Genomic DNA, 16,007 nt, shown 5'->3' on the forward strand with positions numbered 1-16,007 from the left:
TCGGACTCTACGGTGGCTGAGGGTTACTTTTATTTGAACTGGGTTACCTGCCGATTTCCACGATTTTTTTGTCGGCGGATTCCTGCGCTCTCATCAGTGCTGTGTTGATGTCCTTCGCCCCGCTTGCTACCTCATTAAACGCAGTATTCATTTCGCTCGATAAAGCCGAGTCATAAGGGGTAACCGGAGCGAGCGGGGCCGGCTTCGTCTTCAGGATGGAGGCCACGTTTTTCCCTTTCAGCAGGGACAAGTTGCTCCCGAACTGCTTCCGAATTTCTTCGCTGCCAAGCACGGTCATTTTCGCGTTTTTCGTCATTTCAGTATGCAACGGCTCATACGTTGACAAATGCTTGATTACTTCGAACGCAAGCTGCTGATTTTTGCTTGCTTGGGAAACCATCATGATTTGAAAGTCTACGCGGCGTCCAACCCCCGGAAGCTCCTTATGGCTAGGCTGAGTTGTCATATCCCAGTTGATCGGTGCACCTTTTTTCTCGAGATCCGCTAAAATACCAAAGGCATTTACATCCCATTGCGGCCACATGGCCGTTGTGCGCTCCTCTACAAAGCCGCGGTTTAGCGGAGGCACTTTACCGGTGGAATCAAGCACGCCCGGAATTTCATAAAATTGCTTCATGAGCTGCATGATCTTGGGCCACTGGTCATGGGTCGTGGCTGTCGACTTTTTGGTCTTGGCGTCAGCATAGGGAACCGATCTCTGGTCGGCGAGCACGTTCAGGCCCGGAAGCACAACTCCACGATACTGCACCCCACCGTCCGTCCGGGTCAGCTTTTTGGACAATTCCAAAATATCCTCCCATGTGGACGATTCTTTCGGATAAGGTACGCCGAACCGGTCGAAAATGTCTTTATTGTAGAAAAGCACGCCGAGGTTCATTGTAAAGGGTAAAGCATAAATCTCCCCATTGTCGCCATATTTGCGCAAAGCATCGATAACCACCGGATCAAACTTAGCCAAATCCAAATTCGAGCGTTTCATCTCCGGATCAAGGGGAATAGGGTATTGCAGGGTGCGGAAATGCATCAATGAAAAATTGCTTGTAAAAATAATGTCCGGTGCATTGCCGGTGGACAATATATTTTCCGGTGACATATTCCCGGTCGTTTCCCCTTTGACGAAGTTCAACGTGACATTGGGAAACTTCAATTTCACCGGCTCGACAATGTATTTAGCAAACTCGTCGTCAGTAAGGCCCGTGAAATAACGGTAAAAGTTAAGCGTCACCGGGTCCTTTGTCAGCTGAGCCACGTCCGGCTCTTTTGCGCTTGGCTCCGGCTCTGCCGGTTTCGAGACGGAGCAGCCGGCTACGGTAAGAAGTGACGTCAGAAGCAGCAGTGATACGATGCGTCCCATTGTCTTCCCCCCTAAGTCAGATAGGTCAATTAGCACATTACACCTTGAATTATAACGATTTCAAAGCGCTTTCAACATGCACAAATTGGCGGGCTATTGACTTATATCTTAAGAATTGTTTTGTGTTCTTCGCTTTGATTTCACGGGGAAAAAAGTCGCAAGGGGAATGGTATCGGTGGTCGGGATTCCTACAGTCTTCTGTCGCGTGCCGCATATGCGGTCGGTGACATGCCTGTATACTTGCGAAACATTTTGTGAAAATAGGAGGTATCGTAATAGCCTAAGTGATGAGCGATGAAAGTGACGGTCAACGTTGTATTCTGAAGCATCTCCATGGCGGAGGCGATACGCAATCGGTGCTGGTATTCTAACGGCGTCTGGCCTACCGCTTCCTTGAACAGCGTTAAAGTATAGTTTGGAGACCGACCTATAAGCTCAGCGAGCTCTTGCAGTACAAGAGGCTTGCGGTAATTCTGGGAAATGTGATGCTCCAGCTTGTCCACGTGATCCGCACGGCGCTTCGGCAATGGAGGAGCTTCAAGCTCACGGCACGCGTTACCAAGCATTTCAAGAAGAATACCCGTCTGGATTGTGTTGTAATATTCCCTACGCTCCATAGACTGTCGGTGGAGAGAAATGAAACGCTCTCGATAATAATCGAACATGCGGACCCGTATAAATTGCGGCTCCGTTTTTTTGATTAACGGCAGGCTCAGCTCGGGTGAGCAAGTGAAGGTGACGGCATACTTTTGATGAAGAACCTCCTTGTCGTTGAAAGCTTCCCGCTGTGTGCCGGACGGAATGAAAACCAGATCGCCCTTCGATGCCTGCCTGGTTACATCGTTCAGCCGATAGAGCAGCTTCCCGTCCGTTACGAGCACGAGAACATGATATTGTACATGCTGCAAACGATTGTGCCAATGCGGTATGAAATCGTCTAAATATACATTGAGGTTATATATCATATGGACAGGAACCCCCTGTCGAAGTGAATGTGGTTCTATACATGTAATCGTAACTTTATACATGGAGTTTGTAAAGCGTTTCCGTCTATACTGGACATGAGGTGAAGACGATGAATGCCAACAAAAGGCCGAATATACTGTTCATCATGTCCGATGATCATGCTTCCCATGCCATGAGCTGTTATGGAAGCCGCATTAACGAAACGCCTAACATCGATCGTATTGCAAATGAGGGAATGCGCTTTGACAACTGCTTTTGCACCAACTCCATATGTTCCCCGAGTCGCGCGGCGATTCTCACCGGAAAGTACAATCACTTGAACGGTGTGAAATCGATCAACGACGACTTCGACGGCAAACAGATGACCTATCCGAAGCTGCTGCAGGCGGAGGGATATCAGACCGCCATAGTCGGCAAGTGGCATCTGGGTCACGGGGGTGATGCCGACCCGACGGGCTTCGACTACTGGACGGTCGTACCAGGGCAGGGCCATTATCATGATCCCGTCTTTATCGAGATGGGGGAACGAAAGCAATACCCTGGATATGTAACGGATCTGACAGCGGACTTTTGCATCAACTGGCTGGATCAGCGCGACAAGGATCGTCCGTTTATGCTGATGTGCCATCATAAGGCGCCGCATCGGCCATGGGAGCCGGCGGCCAAGTATGCGAACCTGTATGAGGATATCGAAATTCCGGAACCGGAGACATTCTACGACGATTATTCCAATCGCTCACAAGCTGCCGTTGAGGCAAAAATGCGAATAGATCGCGATATGGTGGACGAGGTGGACCTCAAAGGATTGCCGCCTGAAGGGCTGACGCCACTTGAGGAGAAAAAGTGGAGATATCAGCGGTATATTAAGGACTACTTGCGATGCGTCGCTTCGATCGATGAGAATGTCGGACGACTGCTTGATTATTTGGACAGGGAAGGCTTGACGGAGGATACCATCGTTGTTTATACATCGGATCAGGGCTTCTTCTTAGGGGACCATGGCTGGTATGACAAACGGTTTATGTACGAGGAGTCTTTGCGTATGCCTTTCGTAGTTCGTTACCCGCGCGCGATTAAGCCGGGCTCGGTAACGGAGGCAATGACGCTCAATATCGACTTCCCGTCGACATTCCTTGATTATGCGGGGGTTGCGATTTCGAAGGAAATGCAGGGACATAGCCTGCGTCCGATCTTTGAGGGAAGTAAGCCGGATGATTGGCGAACCTCGATGTATTACCGTTATTGGATGCATCTGGACGAGCACCACAATGTATATTCCCATTACGGCATCAGAACAAACCGTTATAAGCTGATCTATTATTATGCAGAGGCTTTGGGAACGTCAGGGTCCATTGAAGAGAAACGCCCGCCGGAGTGGGAACTATTCGACTTGGATAAGGATCCGCATGAAATGAATAATGTATATTCAGATCCTGCTTATGCTGAGTTAATACCTGCGCTTAAAGCGGAAATGCATACACTTCAGCGGGCAGTTTTAGACGAGCCGGTTGAAGAGATCGAGTAAATCAATTGTCGGCAAAAGCAGGAAAAGCCCCGAAGCGGGGCTTTTTCTTCGTTTAGGATGGCATCGTGTGGGGCTAGGCTGGGTTCCTTACCCATTCGACCCGGCCCCATCTTTCTATAATTTTACGCGAATTTCCTCGATCGATACCCTGCGTTGGCCTCCCGGTCTAGATTCTGCCGATGCGATAACCGGTTCTGGTTCACCGATCTCAACCAAACGGGAAATCAGTCTTCGCTTCAAATCGTCAGCCACGCTTCGATATGATTCAAGCCCAATCAGGTTGACGAGCTCATATGGATCCGACTCGAGATCGTACAACAAATCCTCGACATAATGCTCGGAAGCGGAATCGCTCCAGCCGTGAAGCTGCGGCGCAGTGACGCTATACTTCCAGCGGTCGGTTCGAATCGCTCGACCCACCTGAGATTCGCTGATTTGTACCAGAACCTCCTCAGGCCATTCCCCGGATTGTCTCCTGACAAGCGGCATAATGGAACGTCCCTGCATTTCGGAAGGAACGGGGATGCCGGCTGCATCCAGCAGCGTCGGAGGGAGGTCCACCAAGCTGACCAGCTGCCGCAGCTGTCCGCCCTGCATAAAGCCTGGACCGTAGATCGCCGTAGGGGTCCGAATGGAGCTGTCATGGGCACTGCGTTTATATTCGCCGTTGCGGGTTTTGAAATGGCAGCCGTGATCGGACGTGAAGAGGATGATCGTTTTTCTCGTCAGGTCCAGACTCTTCAGTGCATCCATCAGGCGTCCCAGCGCTTCGTCCAACCGCTTGACCATCCCATAATAACCACCCAGGTGCTGAGGCGCCGTACCGACTAACGCCTTCAGATCAGGCGGTGTCCACCGGTCCGTATACATTCTCTCGTACCCGTCGGGCGCCGGGTAATTGTCCCGATGATTCTGGTGGTGCGGTTCAATATACGATAGGAAGAGGAAGAACGGATCCTGCTGATGCCGATCGATATACCGAATGGCCGCATCCGTCTGCGCATCCACACGATAGCCCGGCAGCTTCACCTCTTGGCAGTCGTTATCGTAAAGCACGGTATTATACGCATCGGAGGAGAATTCAAGGACGTTGGCCGCCAGCCAATACTCGTAGCCGCCGCGGTCCTCCACGGGAACAGGCTCATGCTGCGAAAGATGCCACTTACCGATATAGCCCGTTTCATAACCCGCATCTTTAAAATAATGAGCTAAAGTACGCTTCTCATGAGGAAGCGGAATGTTGTTACGGTAACAGCCCGTTGTTGTAGCATACATTCCCGTTTGGAGACAGGAGCGTGCAGGGCCGCATACCGGCTGACATGTGAAGGAGTTGTACAAATGCGTTCCTTCCTGTGCCATTCTGTCAAAATTCGGTGTCAACCCGAGCGGGTTGCCGTGCACTCCCGTCGTATCCCAGCGCTGCTGATCGGTGAAAAATACTATCACATTTGGACGTTCGTTCTCTTTCATCGCCATCCGCTACCACTCCTCAAGGATCATATCGTATTCCGAAGATATATAATAAATTATAATGATCATTGGCAATTTGATTAGAGGATAAACGACGGTATAATATAAGAAAACGAAGATTGTGCGATTCGGGGGAACAGCCGTGGACCATCAGCTGTATCGCAGGGCAACCGGCGAGTACGACGTGACCTTTTATTTTGTTTTTGAGTGGCAAAGAGAGGCAGATTGGAATTTTACCGACTATAGGATACCCGTTACAACGTTCTGGTACATCATTGAAGGGAGCCGGCTCCTCATTGCTTCCGGCGAGCAGCACGAGCTGAAGCCCGGTATGCTGGTAGCCTTGCCGACGAACACGAACATTTCTACAACATATGGAAGACAGGATAAGGCACCGATTCATTATTTGTCCATGGGGATTCAAGCGATCGCGGGAGGCCTCGATTGGACGGAGCGATACGGCATTCCCATTGCCATGCAGGCGTTTCCCCGGCATGAGCCACGGGAATTAACCCGCATTTGGCATAAGCTGAAGGAGGAGGCCCCCATGTTCCGGCAAATCCTCTCTGAGGGGGCGGAAACCTTCGTCTCCGCTGCACACGCCGGCTTTGCACTGGCCTGGGAGAGCAAGCTCAAAATGTGGCTTTCCCTGATGACGCAAGCCATGCTTCCCTATATGACCACGCCGAACCCCGTTATCGACCGAAGAGTCAGCGACATCTGTACGTATATCCGAAGAAATTATGCCCGCAAGCTGCAGGCGGATGAACTGGCGAGGCAGGCGGCTCTAAGTGAAGGACATATGCGCGCGGTGTTTCGGCAGGTCATGGGTATGTCACCGCATCAATATATCCTTCAGACCCGCATCGAGAAGGCCAAGGAGCTTCTAGCCGCAAGCGGACTTTCCTTAGCCTCCATTGCCGAGCTGACGGGCTTCGAGGATCTTAGTCACTTCGTCCAAATGTTCCGGAAGCGCGAAGGCGTGACCCCAGCAGCGTATCGTAAAAGGTTAGGAGCGTGGGAAGGGTAGCTTGCTCAGCTTGCAGCCTCGGGGAACAGCATACTAGCGAACCGCTCCGCTGCCAGGGATAGCCGGACGTCTCGGCGTACCGCGAAGCCGATGCAGCGGGGGGGAAAGGCTTCCTCCAGCTGAAGTGCGAAGAGTGCTTTGCTGCGAAGCTCCTCTTCGACGAAGGAGCGGGTGATGAAAGCGGCGCCATACCCGCGTATTGCGAATTCTACCAATAAATCGATGCTCCCGAGTTCGAAATCCGGTTTAACCGCCAAGCCTCTTGATCCGAACCATTGCTCAACAAAGCTCCTCGTACTGCTCCCTGAAGAGAGAAGAAGCAGCGGGAGCTCCACCAGCTCTTTCGATGTTAACGGACGCCCCGCAAGTTCCTTATAAGCCTCCCCAACTACGAAGCATTCCTCCAGCTTTGCTAATGGTCGTATCTCCAATAAGGAATCCTCCAAAGGCAGATGAACTAAAGCACAATCGATCTTGCCTTCCCGTAAACGCTGGGCAAGCTCCGGCGACTTTCCGTGAGATAACCGGATACGAACCCCCGGATGCATGCGGTGAAATAAATCTAGCTTCGGCAGCAGAAGATGCTTGATCAGGGATTCGCTTGCACCAATCCGAAGCTCACCCTCCGTCAGCTGCTTAAGCTCCTGCACATGCTTCTGGGCGGCATCGAGCAGAGAGAAGGATTGCTCTACGTAAACCAGCAGCGACCGCCCCTCCTGTGTCAGCTCAACCCCCTTGGATAGTCTGTAAAACAGCTTCAACCCGAGCGCTTCTTCCATCTGCTTTAACGCATAACTCACGGAGGGCTGGGTAATGTGCAGCTCCTGGGCTGCCTTCGTTAAATTCCCATGCCGAGCCGTTTGTAAAAAAATGCGATACCACTCCAGATTCATCATATGTTATAGAACCTCTCTATGGGTTTATTCGAAAATTGCGATTTCACTTATTTCATTGCTCTTATTATAATCGGGTTAAGTTAACCGATCAATGGAGAGGTGATAGCAAATGGAACAGCACAACCCGGATCTGGAATCGCGGTCCCCGTGGTCCATGAATCATGAGAAACCGATGATAACCATCCATCCTCCTAAGGCTGCGGTAGCAGGCACAATAACTTTATCCGGCAGCAAAAGCCTGACCAATCGGGCTCTGATTATAGCAGCGCTTGCCGAGGGCACCTCCCGGCTTGAAGGGATCTTACGAAGCGACGATTCCTATTGGTGCTTGGATTGTTTAACCAAGCTTGGTGTGAACGTATCCATGGCAGGAGAGACGGCCTACGTAACAGGCTGCGGCGGCGCTTGGCCGGTTCGCTCCGGCGAGCTCTACGTAGGCGCGGCAGGCACGGTAGCACGCTTTCTGCCTGGGGCGTTAGCCACCTCCGATCACGGTTGCTGGACCGTCACAGGCAGCAAACGGATGGGCGAGAGGCCGCTGGCGCCGCTGCTGAGCGCGCTGTCGGATCTGGGTGCAAGCATTCGAAGCGGAGAAGCGGACCGAAGCGTGCCGTTCACCTTGGAGGCACGGGGGCTTCGAGGAGGAGAGGCCGCGCTGCCGGGCGCGACCTCCAGTCAGTTTATCAGCGGTTTGCTGATAGCCGCACCATACGCGGCAAGCCCGCTGACGATTCGCATCAATGGCGAGGTAGTTCAGCGCGATTATGTGGACATGACATTATCTATGATGCGATTGTTCGGTATTTGCCCCAAGGTAATCGATAACGGTCAGGCTATAAGCGTCCCGGCAGGCAAATACCAGGCACATTCCATTCGGTTGGAGCCGGATGTGTCCGCATGCTGCTACTTCTGGGCATTAGCCGCGATAACAGAAGGCCGTATTCGAATCGAAGGCATATGTGCCGCAGCAACAAGCCAGCCGGATATCGAAATACTGAAGGTGCTGGAGCGGATGGGCTGCTACGTCGTTCGAGGCGATGATTTCGTGGAGGTTACGGGAACGAGGCAATTGAAAGGCGGATTCACCGTAAGTATGAAAGCCTGGTCCGATCAGACGCTTACGATTGCTGCTATGGCTGTATTTGCGGATGCGCCCATTACAATGACCGACGCGGCTCATATCCGGCACCATGAATGCGATCGCATTTCCGCCGTTTGTGCCGAGCTTCGGAAGCTCGGCATCCGGGTCGAGGAGCGAATGGATGGATTGACGGTGTACCCCGGTCAGCCGAAAGCGGCGGTACTAGAAACCCATGATGATCACCGGATGGCCATGGCGCTATCGCTCATCGGTGCTAGAAGCGAGGGAATCCGCCTCATGGACCCGGGCTGTGTATCGAAGACCTGCCCGGATTATTTTGAACGATTGGCCGCTTTGGGGATAGGAATAGAATAAAGATGCTAAGGAGGAAGCCTTATGGCAGGAAATACGTTCGGAGAGCTGTTTCAAATAACGACCTTCGGGGAATCCCACGGCGAGGCCGTCGGAGTCATTGTGGACGGAGTCACCCCAGGCGTCGATCTCTGTGAAGCGGACGTACAGGTTCAAATGGACAGGAGAAAGCCGGGACAATCCTCGGTGACCTCTCCGCGCAAGGAATATGACCGGGTTCACATACTGTCGGGAGTGTTCGAGGGTAAGACCACAGGTACACCGCTTATGGTCATGCTGTATAACCAAGATATGAGACCGGAAGCTTACAGTGAGATTCAACACGCCTTTCGTCCGGGGCATGCAGATTATACGTATCTGCAAAAATACGGCATTCGCGATCACCGGGGAAGCGGGAGGGCCTCCGGAAGGGAGACCGCCGGCCGGGTTGCGGGCGGAGCTATTGCCCGTAAGCTGCTTGCTCGAAGGGGGGTACATGTGCTGGCATATACCCAAGAGCTAGGCGGGATTGCATGCCAATCCTTCGATGAGCAGGCGATCGAGCGAAATGCTGTCCGTGCTTGTGACCCCGAGGCAGCGGTAAGGATGATCGAGAAGGTGGAGCAGCTAGCTGAGGCGGGCGACAGCTGCGGAGGCATTGTGGAATGCCGTATCCGAGGTGTGGCTCCGGGGCTGGGCGAGCCCGTATTCGATAAGCTGGATGCAGAGCTGGCTAAGGCGATGTTGTCTATAGGCGCGGTAAAAGGCATTGAGTTCGGTGCCGGCTTCTCCGCCGCCGGGATGCTCGGAAGCGAGCATAACGACGGGATGTGCGCGGAAGGCTTCATGACCAATCATGCGGGAGGCATTCTAGGCGGGATCAGCACAGGGCAGGACATCGTGTTCCGGATCGCTGTGAAGCCGACTTCGTCGATCTCCGTTCCGCAAAGGACGGTCAACGTTCAAGGTGATGAGCAGGAGATTCGTACGATAGGCAGACACGATCCGTGCATATGCCCGCGTATTGTGCCTGTTGTTGAGGCGATGGCCTGTCTTGTGCTGGAGGATCAGTATAAACGGCAGGCAGCGATGCTAGGCTAAGGCTTGACTCTCCCCATAACAATGGTGCTGTAGTAATGGCCGTCGGAGAGCAGCTTGTCGTATTTCAGTACGCCTTCGACTTCAAAGCCAAGAGACGTGTACAGTTCGATGGCCTTACGGTTCGTTTCCAGAACCCGTAAGGTCATTTTTTTCAGCCCTGTCTCTTCAGCCCAAGCTATCGATTGCTGTAAATGCTGCTCCCCTATGCCATATTCCCAACAATCCCGCAATACGCCTACTCCGAATCCCACCTTATGAGCGAGTCTCTTCAGCTGATCTCCTTCACGCCGTGAAAACCCGACAATACGTTCATGAGCTTGATTCATGTTCACAAGGAGTTGTATGTATGTTACATTAAAAATAATGGATAAATATACCACATTGAACGATAGATTCATCCGATTTATGGCATCTAAGCCTATGGAGGGATGTTATGGTAAGCGGTTTCGATCAAGAGCATACGACAGCACGCTTTCGTCAAGCGCTGCAAGCGTTCGTCAAAAAGGTAGAGCAAGACGACCAAGTGATAGCTGCGATTCTTCTAGGCAGCTTATCTTATGATCAAGTTTGGGAAAAATCGGACATTGACCTGAAGCTCATCGTCCATGACCAGAAGCTGGGTGTCGGCTACAAGTGCTTCGTTGAAGATGAGGTTCCGATGAATACCGGCATCCTGACGCGCAATGAGTTCAAACGCTGGGTAGAGCGTGCGATAGCGGGGTCATTTCACCATTCCATGCTGGTGCGCAGCACATTATTGTTCACGAAGGATGCTTCGATTGCAGACTACTTTGAGCGAATTCGGTACGTAGGGAGCCGGGACCGGCAGCTGCAGCTGCTTCGATTGGGAAGCCATACCCTCAGTATGCTGGCGAAGGCGGAGAAGTGGCTCTATGTCAAACGGGATGACTCTTACAGCGCGTTCTGGATTATAAAGATGGTCGACATCTTGTCGCAAATCGAGGTGTTACTGCACGCCGATGTACCGATGCGGGAGGCGGTTCATCAGGCGCTGGGCTATCATCCTGAATTTTTCCGAGCTATCTACACAGAGATGATCCGTGGGGAAATAAGCGAAGCGAAGGTTGAGTCGGCCTTGCAAAAAATCAATGACTATTTGAATGACAAGGCGGAGCAGCTGTTTGAGCCGATTGTAACGTACCTCAAGGAAGAGAAGGATATCCGTACGGTTACGGAGCTCGTGGACAAGTTTCGGGTCGTTATTGAGATCGATGCAGGGTCAGTGACGACGGCTTGCGATTGGCTGGCGGAACGCGGCCTCTTGATGAAGGCGGAGGCGGAGACGAAGGCTACGCCGAAGAGCCGGGTAGCCTTGACGGAGCCGGCTTATGCCTTCGAAAGCGAAGAAGATACGGATTGGGAGCTGATGGGGAGCTAATGAAGCAGTACATTGAAGTACGCGGCGCAAGACAGAACAATTTGCAAAATATTGATGTCAATATTCCTCGAGATAAACTAACGGTTATTACCGGGGTCAGCGGCTCGGGCAAATCCTCATTGGCGTTTGAGGTGATCTACGGAGAGGGACAGCGGAAATTTCTTGAATCTCTCTCCAACTTCTCGAAGAGCCGCATGACGCAGCTGAAGAAGCCGGACGTCGATTTTGTCTTCGGTTTGTCCCCGGTCATTGCAATCGAGCAGAAAAAAGGGATCGTCAATCCCCGCTCGACGGTAGGGACGATGACGGATATTTATGATTTCCTTCGGCTCCTGTTTGCCTCGGCGGGGGAAGCGAGCTGCCCGTTTTGCGACCATCCTGTGCCTATCCGTTCGGCTGCCCAGATGATCGATCGAATCCAGCAGCTTCCTGATGGGACCGTGCTGGAGGTACTGGCTCCGATTTTTAAAATATTCGGCGAAACCTATGAAACGACATTTGATGAAATACGGGGAAAAGGCTTTCGAACGGTCAATATCGACGGAGTACGCCATAGTCTCGGCGATCCGGTCGAGCTGGATGAGGAAGCGGACTACCGAATGGAAGTTGTGGTTGATAAGGTGATCGTGGGCCGCGATGTATTCAAGCCGCTCACTAAGACGATTGAGAACAGTCTGAAGCTCATTGGAGAAGGCTACATTCGCTTTGAAATCGTCGGTCATCCTAACGGGGCGGAAGCTAACATCGAGAAATTCTATAACGGCTTCGCTTGTCCCGAGCATCATTTAACGATGGGGGAGCTGCAGCCGAACTATTTTTCCTTTAACGATCCGGACAGCGCTTGCCGTACCTGTGGCGGCATCGGCACGTTCATGCGGGCGGAGGCGCGGTTCTTATTGAAGAACGGGAACAAGTCCATCAACAAAGGCGCGATAGATCCGAAGCTGATTAATACGAGCAATCCCTCCACTTGGATTTGGTCGCTGGTACGAAGTATGGCGAAGCATTACGGCATCGATCTCGATGCGCCGTTCCATGAGCTTCCGGAATCGGCGCGTCAACTGCTGTTCTACGGCACGAAGGGGGAGAAGTTCCCCTTCCTTCCGGAGGAGGCGGCATCGAAGACACAATCGCGGCACGCCGGAAAGCTGATGAGCTTCGGCGGCTTCGTGGGCATAACCAACCGGTGGTATAAGCTGTATTTGAAGCGCAAGGCTTCATCCCCAAGCGAGGAGGAGTTCTACAAACGCGTGATGGTGGAGCATACGTGTCCCGACTGCGAAGGCAAGAAGCTGAAGCCCCAGCGGTTTCGAGTCAAGGTGGGCGGAGCGGATATTCACGAGCTTTGTGAGCTTTCGCTTCAAGAGCTATACCCGTTCCTGAATCGTGCGGAGCTGATGCCCGCTAAGGCGCATGTCGGTCGGCAGATTATCGCCGAGATCGTTTCCCGGCTTACGCTGCTGCTGGATATCGGGCTCGATTATTTGAGCTTGGGACGGCGCTCGGATACGATATCCGGCGGCGAAGCGCAGCGCATCCGGCTTTCGACACAGATCAGCTCAGGGCTCATGGGAATGTTATATGTATTGGATGAGCCCAGCATCGGGCTCCACGCAAGGGACAGCATCCGGATTATCGATACTCTGAAGAAGCTGCGAGATATCGGGAACACGATCATCGTGGTGGAGCACGATATCGATACGATCTGCAGCGCCGATCATATTATCGAAGTGGGGCCAGGTCCGGGAACCCGCGGCGGAAGAATCATTGCCGAGGGTTCGGCGGAGGAGCTAAGGGTCCATCCCGAGTCGGTTACAGGCTCCTTCCTTAAGGGAAGCAGCCGTATTGAGATTCCTCCGGTTCGCCGGTCTTCGAACGGCTCCGTGTTATCTATTCGCGGCGCCCGAGCCAATAATTTGCGCAATGTGGACGTGGACATCCCTCTCGGAGCTCTTGTCTGCATCACCGGGGTTTCCGGTTCAGGCAAAAGCACGCTCATTAACGAGGTCATGAGCAAGCAGCTTTATGCCCATTTTCACGATGCCCGCATTGTCCCGGGGGAACACGATGCCCTGCTGGGGCACGAGCACTTGACCGGGATCGTGACCATAGACCAGTCACCGATCGGGCGCAGCACCCGCTCGAATCCGGCGACGTATGTCGGCTTCTTCGATAAGATCCGCGAGCTGTTTGCCGCCGCCGCCGTCGATGAGGGCAAGGGGCTGACGAAGAATGATTTCAGCTTCAATCAAAAGAACGGCGGACGCTGCGAGCACTGCCAAGGCGAGGGAGTAGTAACGACGCAGCTGCAGTTCATGCCTGATATCGAATCCGTTTGTCCGGCATGCCAAGGGGCGAGGTTCAACGAAGAAGTGCTGGAGGTTCGCATCAAGGATCGTCACATCGCTCAGGTGCTGGAGATGAGTATCGAGGAAGCGGTCGAATTTTTTGAGCATCAGCCCTACATTCAGCACAAGCTCCGAGTATTGAATGAACTAGGTCTCGGATACTTGAGGCTGGGTCAATCCTCGACAACGCTTTCGGGCGGAGAAGCGCAGCGTATTAAGCTTGCAACGGAGCTAAGTAAAATAAAACGGGGCTCCCACAACCTGTACATCCTTGACGAGCCCACGACAGGCTTGCATTTGCGCGATATTCAGAAGCTGATTGATTGTATTCAAAAGCTGGTGGAGGCCGGGCATTCGGTTGTGGTGATCGAACATCATTTGGATATGATCAAGGTAGCGGACTACGTGATCGATATGGGACCCGAGGGAGGGAAGAACGGAGGCAGGGTCGTCGCCTGCGGCACGCCGGAGGAAGTAGCACGTTCGAAAGGTTCGTTGACAGGAAAGTTTTTGCGCGAGCTTCTCTAGTTGATAGATTTCTTTGACCAATGGCATCCGGTAAGTAAGGGGGAAGGAGGGCGGCTATTGCTGACGGTAGAAGGTATAGGCAAGACCGGATTAGGCGGAAAAGCCGCGATCCTCAATAAAGCAAGCTCGGAAGCGGATCGGGAGCTGGTTGAACGTGCGCGGAGCGGGGATCAGGAAGCTTTCGGCGAGCTGGTGCGGGCTCATCGGGCACAGGCCTACGGCTGGGCGAATACGATCGCGCGGGACGCCTTTTTGGCGGAGGATATCGTTCAGGATGCACTAATTCGGGCATTTTTACATTTGGGAACTTTGGCGGATACCCGGCGGTTTCTGCCGTGGCTTCACACGATCATTCGCAATCAGGCCTATATGAAGCTTCGCCGCGGCGGTCCTTTTCGCAAAGAACAGCCGTTCACCTCCTTAAACCCCCGATCCAGCCGTTCAGAGGATGCCGGCGGTGAGACGGATTGGGGAGATCTCGACCGCATTCTGTTTCGGATGTCCCGATCGGCAGCAGAGGAAGTCACAAGAAACGGCGACCCTGCACAGAGTGATCTTCGAAGAGAACTGATGGAGCAAATTCATGCACTGCTGCACTGTCTCAGTAAGCGGGAGAGGCAAATCTTTGAAGCTCATTTCTTCGGCGAGCTGTCCCCTGTCGACATAGCGCAGCTGTTCGACACGTCTACGGCGAATGTATATAACCTGTTATCGAGGTCGAGAGCAAAGGTGCAGAGGGAACGAATTCGCGTAACGATCAGCGGGTATGTTCAGAAACGAGCGGAGACGGGGCGAAAGCGGGTTAACATTTTGTCCTGCCCCTCAATCTAATGAAGAAAGGAGTTAGTATATGGCAGAAGTCCAAAGCAGCGTAAAGGATTGGACGAAAACCTGGACGAGCGCCGCAGCCGCCATTCACGGAGCCGTCGCCTATACCGATAAGAAGCATTATTCCTTGGTTGACGTGATGGGGATTACCGGCCATGCGTTTCGGATCAATATCGACCCCGACCACATTGATGTTGCGGGCCCTACCATGTTTCCCGGGGGGTATTTGGTTCGCCGAAATCTATGTAATTTAGGCTTTATCAGCAATCTGTCGGATACTACGAAGCCTTATTCGCCGGAGAAGGTGGAGCAGGTGATGGCCCTGATTCAAGAATCGATCGATAAGGGTATTCCCGCCATTGCCTTCGATCTTTTCATTCCGGAATTTGGTTTGATATACGGTTATGATGACGACAGGCAGCTGTTCCATGCGAAGGATGTATCGAAGGAAGGGACGGTCACGTACTTTGATTTTGTTGAAAAGAGAAACATGCTCTGGGTAACGACGATCAGCGAAAGCCTCCCTCATTCCAAATATGAGATTCTGCGCATGGCCCTTGATATGATCGTCGATCATGCAAGGGGAAGGGAATGGCAGCATATTTTTAAAGGAAAGTACCATATCGGACTTGAAGGTTATGATGCCTGGATTGACTGTATGGAGAGGCGGGCGGCTGATCCTTTCGGCAACGCCTATAATATTGCCGTGGTCAGCGATGCCCGCGAATATGCGGCACAGTTCCTGCATGAGCTTACGATACGTTGGAGCGGGGAGAATGTCGTGGAGCGTACGGTACGGAAATTAGCCGGAGAAGCGGCGGTACATTATGCCAAGGCAGCCGCGACGATGGTTGAACTGAGGCAGATGTTCCCCTTTCCGCAGGGAGGACAGCCGGATGATCCCGCTGCGGCGGATCGCGCTGCCCAGCTGCTTCGGACGGCCAAGGAAGCCGAGACATTAGGAATTGAGATGCTGGAGCGTCTGCTGTCCTTTATGAAAGCCTATTGGTCGGAAACCTGGATTAAGTAGCCCATAGCTATTCGGATAGCATCATCGTGAAGGATTCGGGTATAATGAATTGGAAGAAGTAAACAATAAAACGAATCCG

12 protein-coding genes and 1 pseudogene are annotated in these 16,007 nt (G+C 52.6%); 8 read left to right on the forward strand and 5 right to left on the reverse strand.

Translation table 11 applies throughout. The annotated features are described in order from the left end of the window. Positions 1 to 43 precede the first annotated feature (43 nt). Together RAC89_RS23965 and RAC89_RS23970 are read right to left on the reverse strand one after the other, a co-directional pair. On the reverse strand, positions 44 to 1,375 hold the full coding sequence (locus tag RAC89_RS23965) for an extracellular solute-binding protein (protein WP_306616269.1): 1,332 nt from the start codon (positions 1,373 to 1,375) through the stop codon (positions 44 to 46). A 188-nt stretch (positions 1,376 to 1,563) separates the two neighbouring features. Further along, positions 1,564 to 2,340, reverse strand: a complete 777-nt coding sequence (locus tag RAC89_RS23970) for an AraC family transcriptional regulator (RefSeq protein WP_306616270.1) — start codon at positions 2,338 to 2,340, stop codon at positions 1,564 to 1,566. Positions 2,341 to 2,450: 110 nt separating this feature from the next. Between RAC89_RS23970 and RAC89_RS23975 the strand changes: the two genes are divergently transcribed. Continuing rightward, positions 2,451 to 3,866: a sulfatase family protein gene (locus RAC89_RS23975; RefSeq protein WP_306616271.1), complete on the forward strand. Its 1,416-nt coding sequence runs from the start codon at positions 2,451 to 2,453 to the stop codon at positions 3,864 to 3,866. Positions 3,867 to 3,980: 114 nt separating this feature from the next. Here RAC89_RS23975 and RAC89_RS23980 read toward each other — a convergent pair whose 3' ends face one another. Further along, complete coding sequence (locus RAC89_RS23980; RefSeq protein WP_306616272.1) at positions 3,981 to 5,342, reverse strand: sulfatase family protein; 1,362 nt, start codon at positions 5,340 to 5,342, stop codon at positions 3,981 to 3,983. A 136-nt stretch (positions 5,343 to 5,478) separates the two neighbouring features. Here RAC89_RS23980 and RAC89_RS23985 point away from each other — a divergent pair, with 136 nt between their 5' ends. Further along, positions 5,479 to 6,366: a helix-turn-helix domain-containing protein gene (locus tag RAC89_RS23985; protein WP_306616273.1), complete on the forward strand. Its 888-nt coding sequence runs from the start codon at positions 5,479 to 5,481 to the stop codon at positions 6,364 to 6,366. A gap of 5 nt (positions 6,367 to 6,371) precedes the next feature. On the opposite strand, the gene RAC89_RS23990 is transcribed toward RAC89_RS23985, so the two are convergent. Continuing rightward, a complete protein-coding gene (locus RAC89_RS23990) occupies positions 6,372 to 7,262 on the reverse strand; it encodes a LysR family transcriptional regulator (protein WP_306616274.1) in 891 nt (296 codons plus the stop codon). Positions 7,263 to 7,371: 109 nt separating this feature from the next. On the opposite strand from RAC89_RS23990, the gene aroA reads away from it, so the two are divergent. Both aroA and aroC read left to right on the forward strand, forming a co-directional pair. Beyond that, the gene (gene aroA, locus RAC89_RS23995; RefSeq protein WP_306616275.1) at positions 7,372 to 8,718 is read left to right on the forward strand and encodes a 3-phosphoshikimate 1-carboxyvinyltransferase; all 1,347 of its coding nucleotides are present in this window, start codon (positions 7,372 to 7,374) and stop codon (positions 8,716 to 8,718) included. 21 nt (positions 8,719 to 8,739) lie between these two features. Next, entirely contained in the window at positions 8,740 to 9,795 is a 1,056-nt protein-coding gene (gene aroC / locus RAC89_RS24000; protein WP_306616276.1) for a chorismate synthase, read from the forward strand. Here the strand turns inward: aroC and RAC89_RS24005 are convergent. Further along, a pseudogene (locus RAC89_RS24005) lies at positions 9,792 to 10,112 on the reverse strand (N-acetyltransferase family protein); the annotation flags it as partial. The gene aroC and the pseudogene RAC89_RS24005 sit on opposite strands and share 4 nt — an antisense overlap. A gap of 116 nt (positions 10,113 to 10,228) precedes the next feature. Between RAC89_RS24005 and RAC89_RS24010 the strand changes: the two are divergent. From RAC89_RS24010 to RAC89_RS24025, 4 genes are read left to right on the forward strand one after another with little or no spacing between them, the layout of a single operon-like run. After that, entirely contained in the window at positions 10,229 to 11,194 is a 966-nt protein-coding gene (locus RAC89_RS24010) for a hypothetical protein (RefSeq protein WP_306616277.1), read from the forward strand. Continuing rightward, a complete protein-coding gene (uvrA, locus tag RAC89_RS24015; RefSeq protein ID WP_306616278.1) occupies positions 11,194 to 14,070 on the forward strand; it encodes an excinuclease ABC subunit UvrA in 2,877 nt (958 codons plus the stop codon). The genes RAC89_RS24010 and uvrA overlap by 1 nt, the downstream gene beginning before the upstream one ends. A gap of 57 nt (positions 14,071 to 14,127) precedes the next feature. Further along, a complete protein-coding gene (locus RAC89_RS24020; RefSeq protein ID WP_306616279.1) occupies positions 14,128 to 14,901 on the forward strand; it encodes an RNA polymerase sigma factor in 774 nt (257 codons plus the stop codon). A 19-nt stretch (positions 14,902 to 14,920) separates the two neighbouring features. Beyond that, complete coding sequence (locus RAC89_RS24025) at positions 14,921 to 15,928, forward strand: hypothetical protein (protein WP_306616280.1); 1,008 nt, start codon at positions 14,921 to 14,923, stop codon at positions 15,926 to 15,928. Positions 15,929 to 16,007 lie beyond the last annotated feature (79 nt).

It is taken from the genome of Paenibacillus sp. GD4, from assembly GCF_030846225.1.
In the GTDB taxonomy this organism is placed as follows: Bacteria; Bacillota; Bacilli; order Paenibacillales; family NBRC-103111; genus Paenibacillus_G; species Paenibacillus_G silviterrae.

Bases quoted from the DNA above. Each gene is read 5' to 3' on its own strand.
- RAC89_RS23965 (WP_306616269.1), bottom strand. From the start codon at position 1,375: ATGGGACGCATCGTATCACTGCTGCTTCTGACGTCACTTCTTACCGTA.
- RAC89_RS23970 (WP_306616270.1), bottom strand. From the start codon at position 2,340: ATGATATATAACCTCAATGTATATTTAGACGATTTCATACCGCATTGG.
- RAC89_RS23975 (WP_306616271.1), top strand. From the start codon at position 2,451: ATGAATGCCAACAAAAGGCCGAATATACTGTTCATCATGTCCGATGAT.
- RAC89_RS23980 (WP_306616272.1), bottom strand. From the start codon at position 5,342: ATGGCGATGAAAGAGAACGAACGTCCAAATGTGATAGTATTTTTCACC.
- RAC89_RS23990 (WP_306616274.1), bottom strand. From the start codon at position 7,262: ATGATGAATCTGGAGTGGTATCGCATTTTTTTACAAACGGCTCGGCAT.
- aroA (WP_306616275.1), top strand. From the start codon at position 7,372: ATGGAACAGCACAACCCGGATCTGGAATCGCGGTCCCCGTGGTCCATG.
- aroC (WP_306616276.1), top strand. From the start codon at position 8,740: ATGGCAGGAAATACGTTCGGAGAGCTGTTTCAAATAACGACCTTCGGG.
- RAC89_RS24010 (WP_306616277.1), top strand. From the start codon at position 10,229: ATGGTAAGCGGTTTCGATCAAGAGCATACGACAGCACGCTTTCGTCAA.
- uvrA (WP_306616278.1), top strand. From the start codon at position 11,194: ATGAAGCAGTACATTGAAGTACGCGGCGCAAGACAGAACAATTTGCAA.
- RAC89_RS24025 (WP_306616280.1), top strand. From the start codon at position 14,921: ATGGCAGAAGTCCAAAGCAGCGTAAAGGATTGGACGAAAACCTGGACG.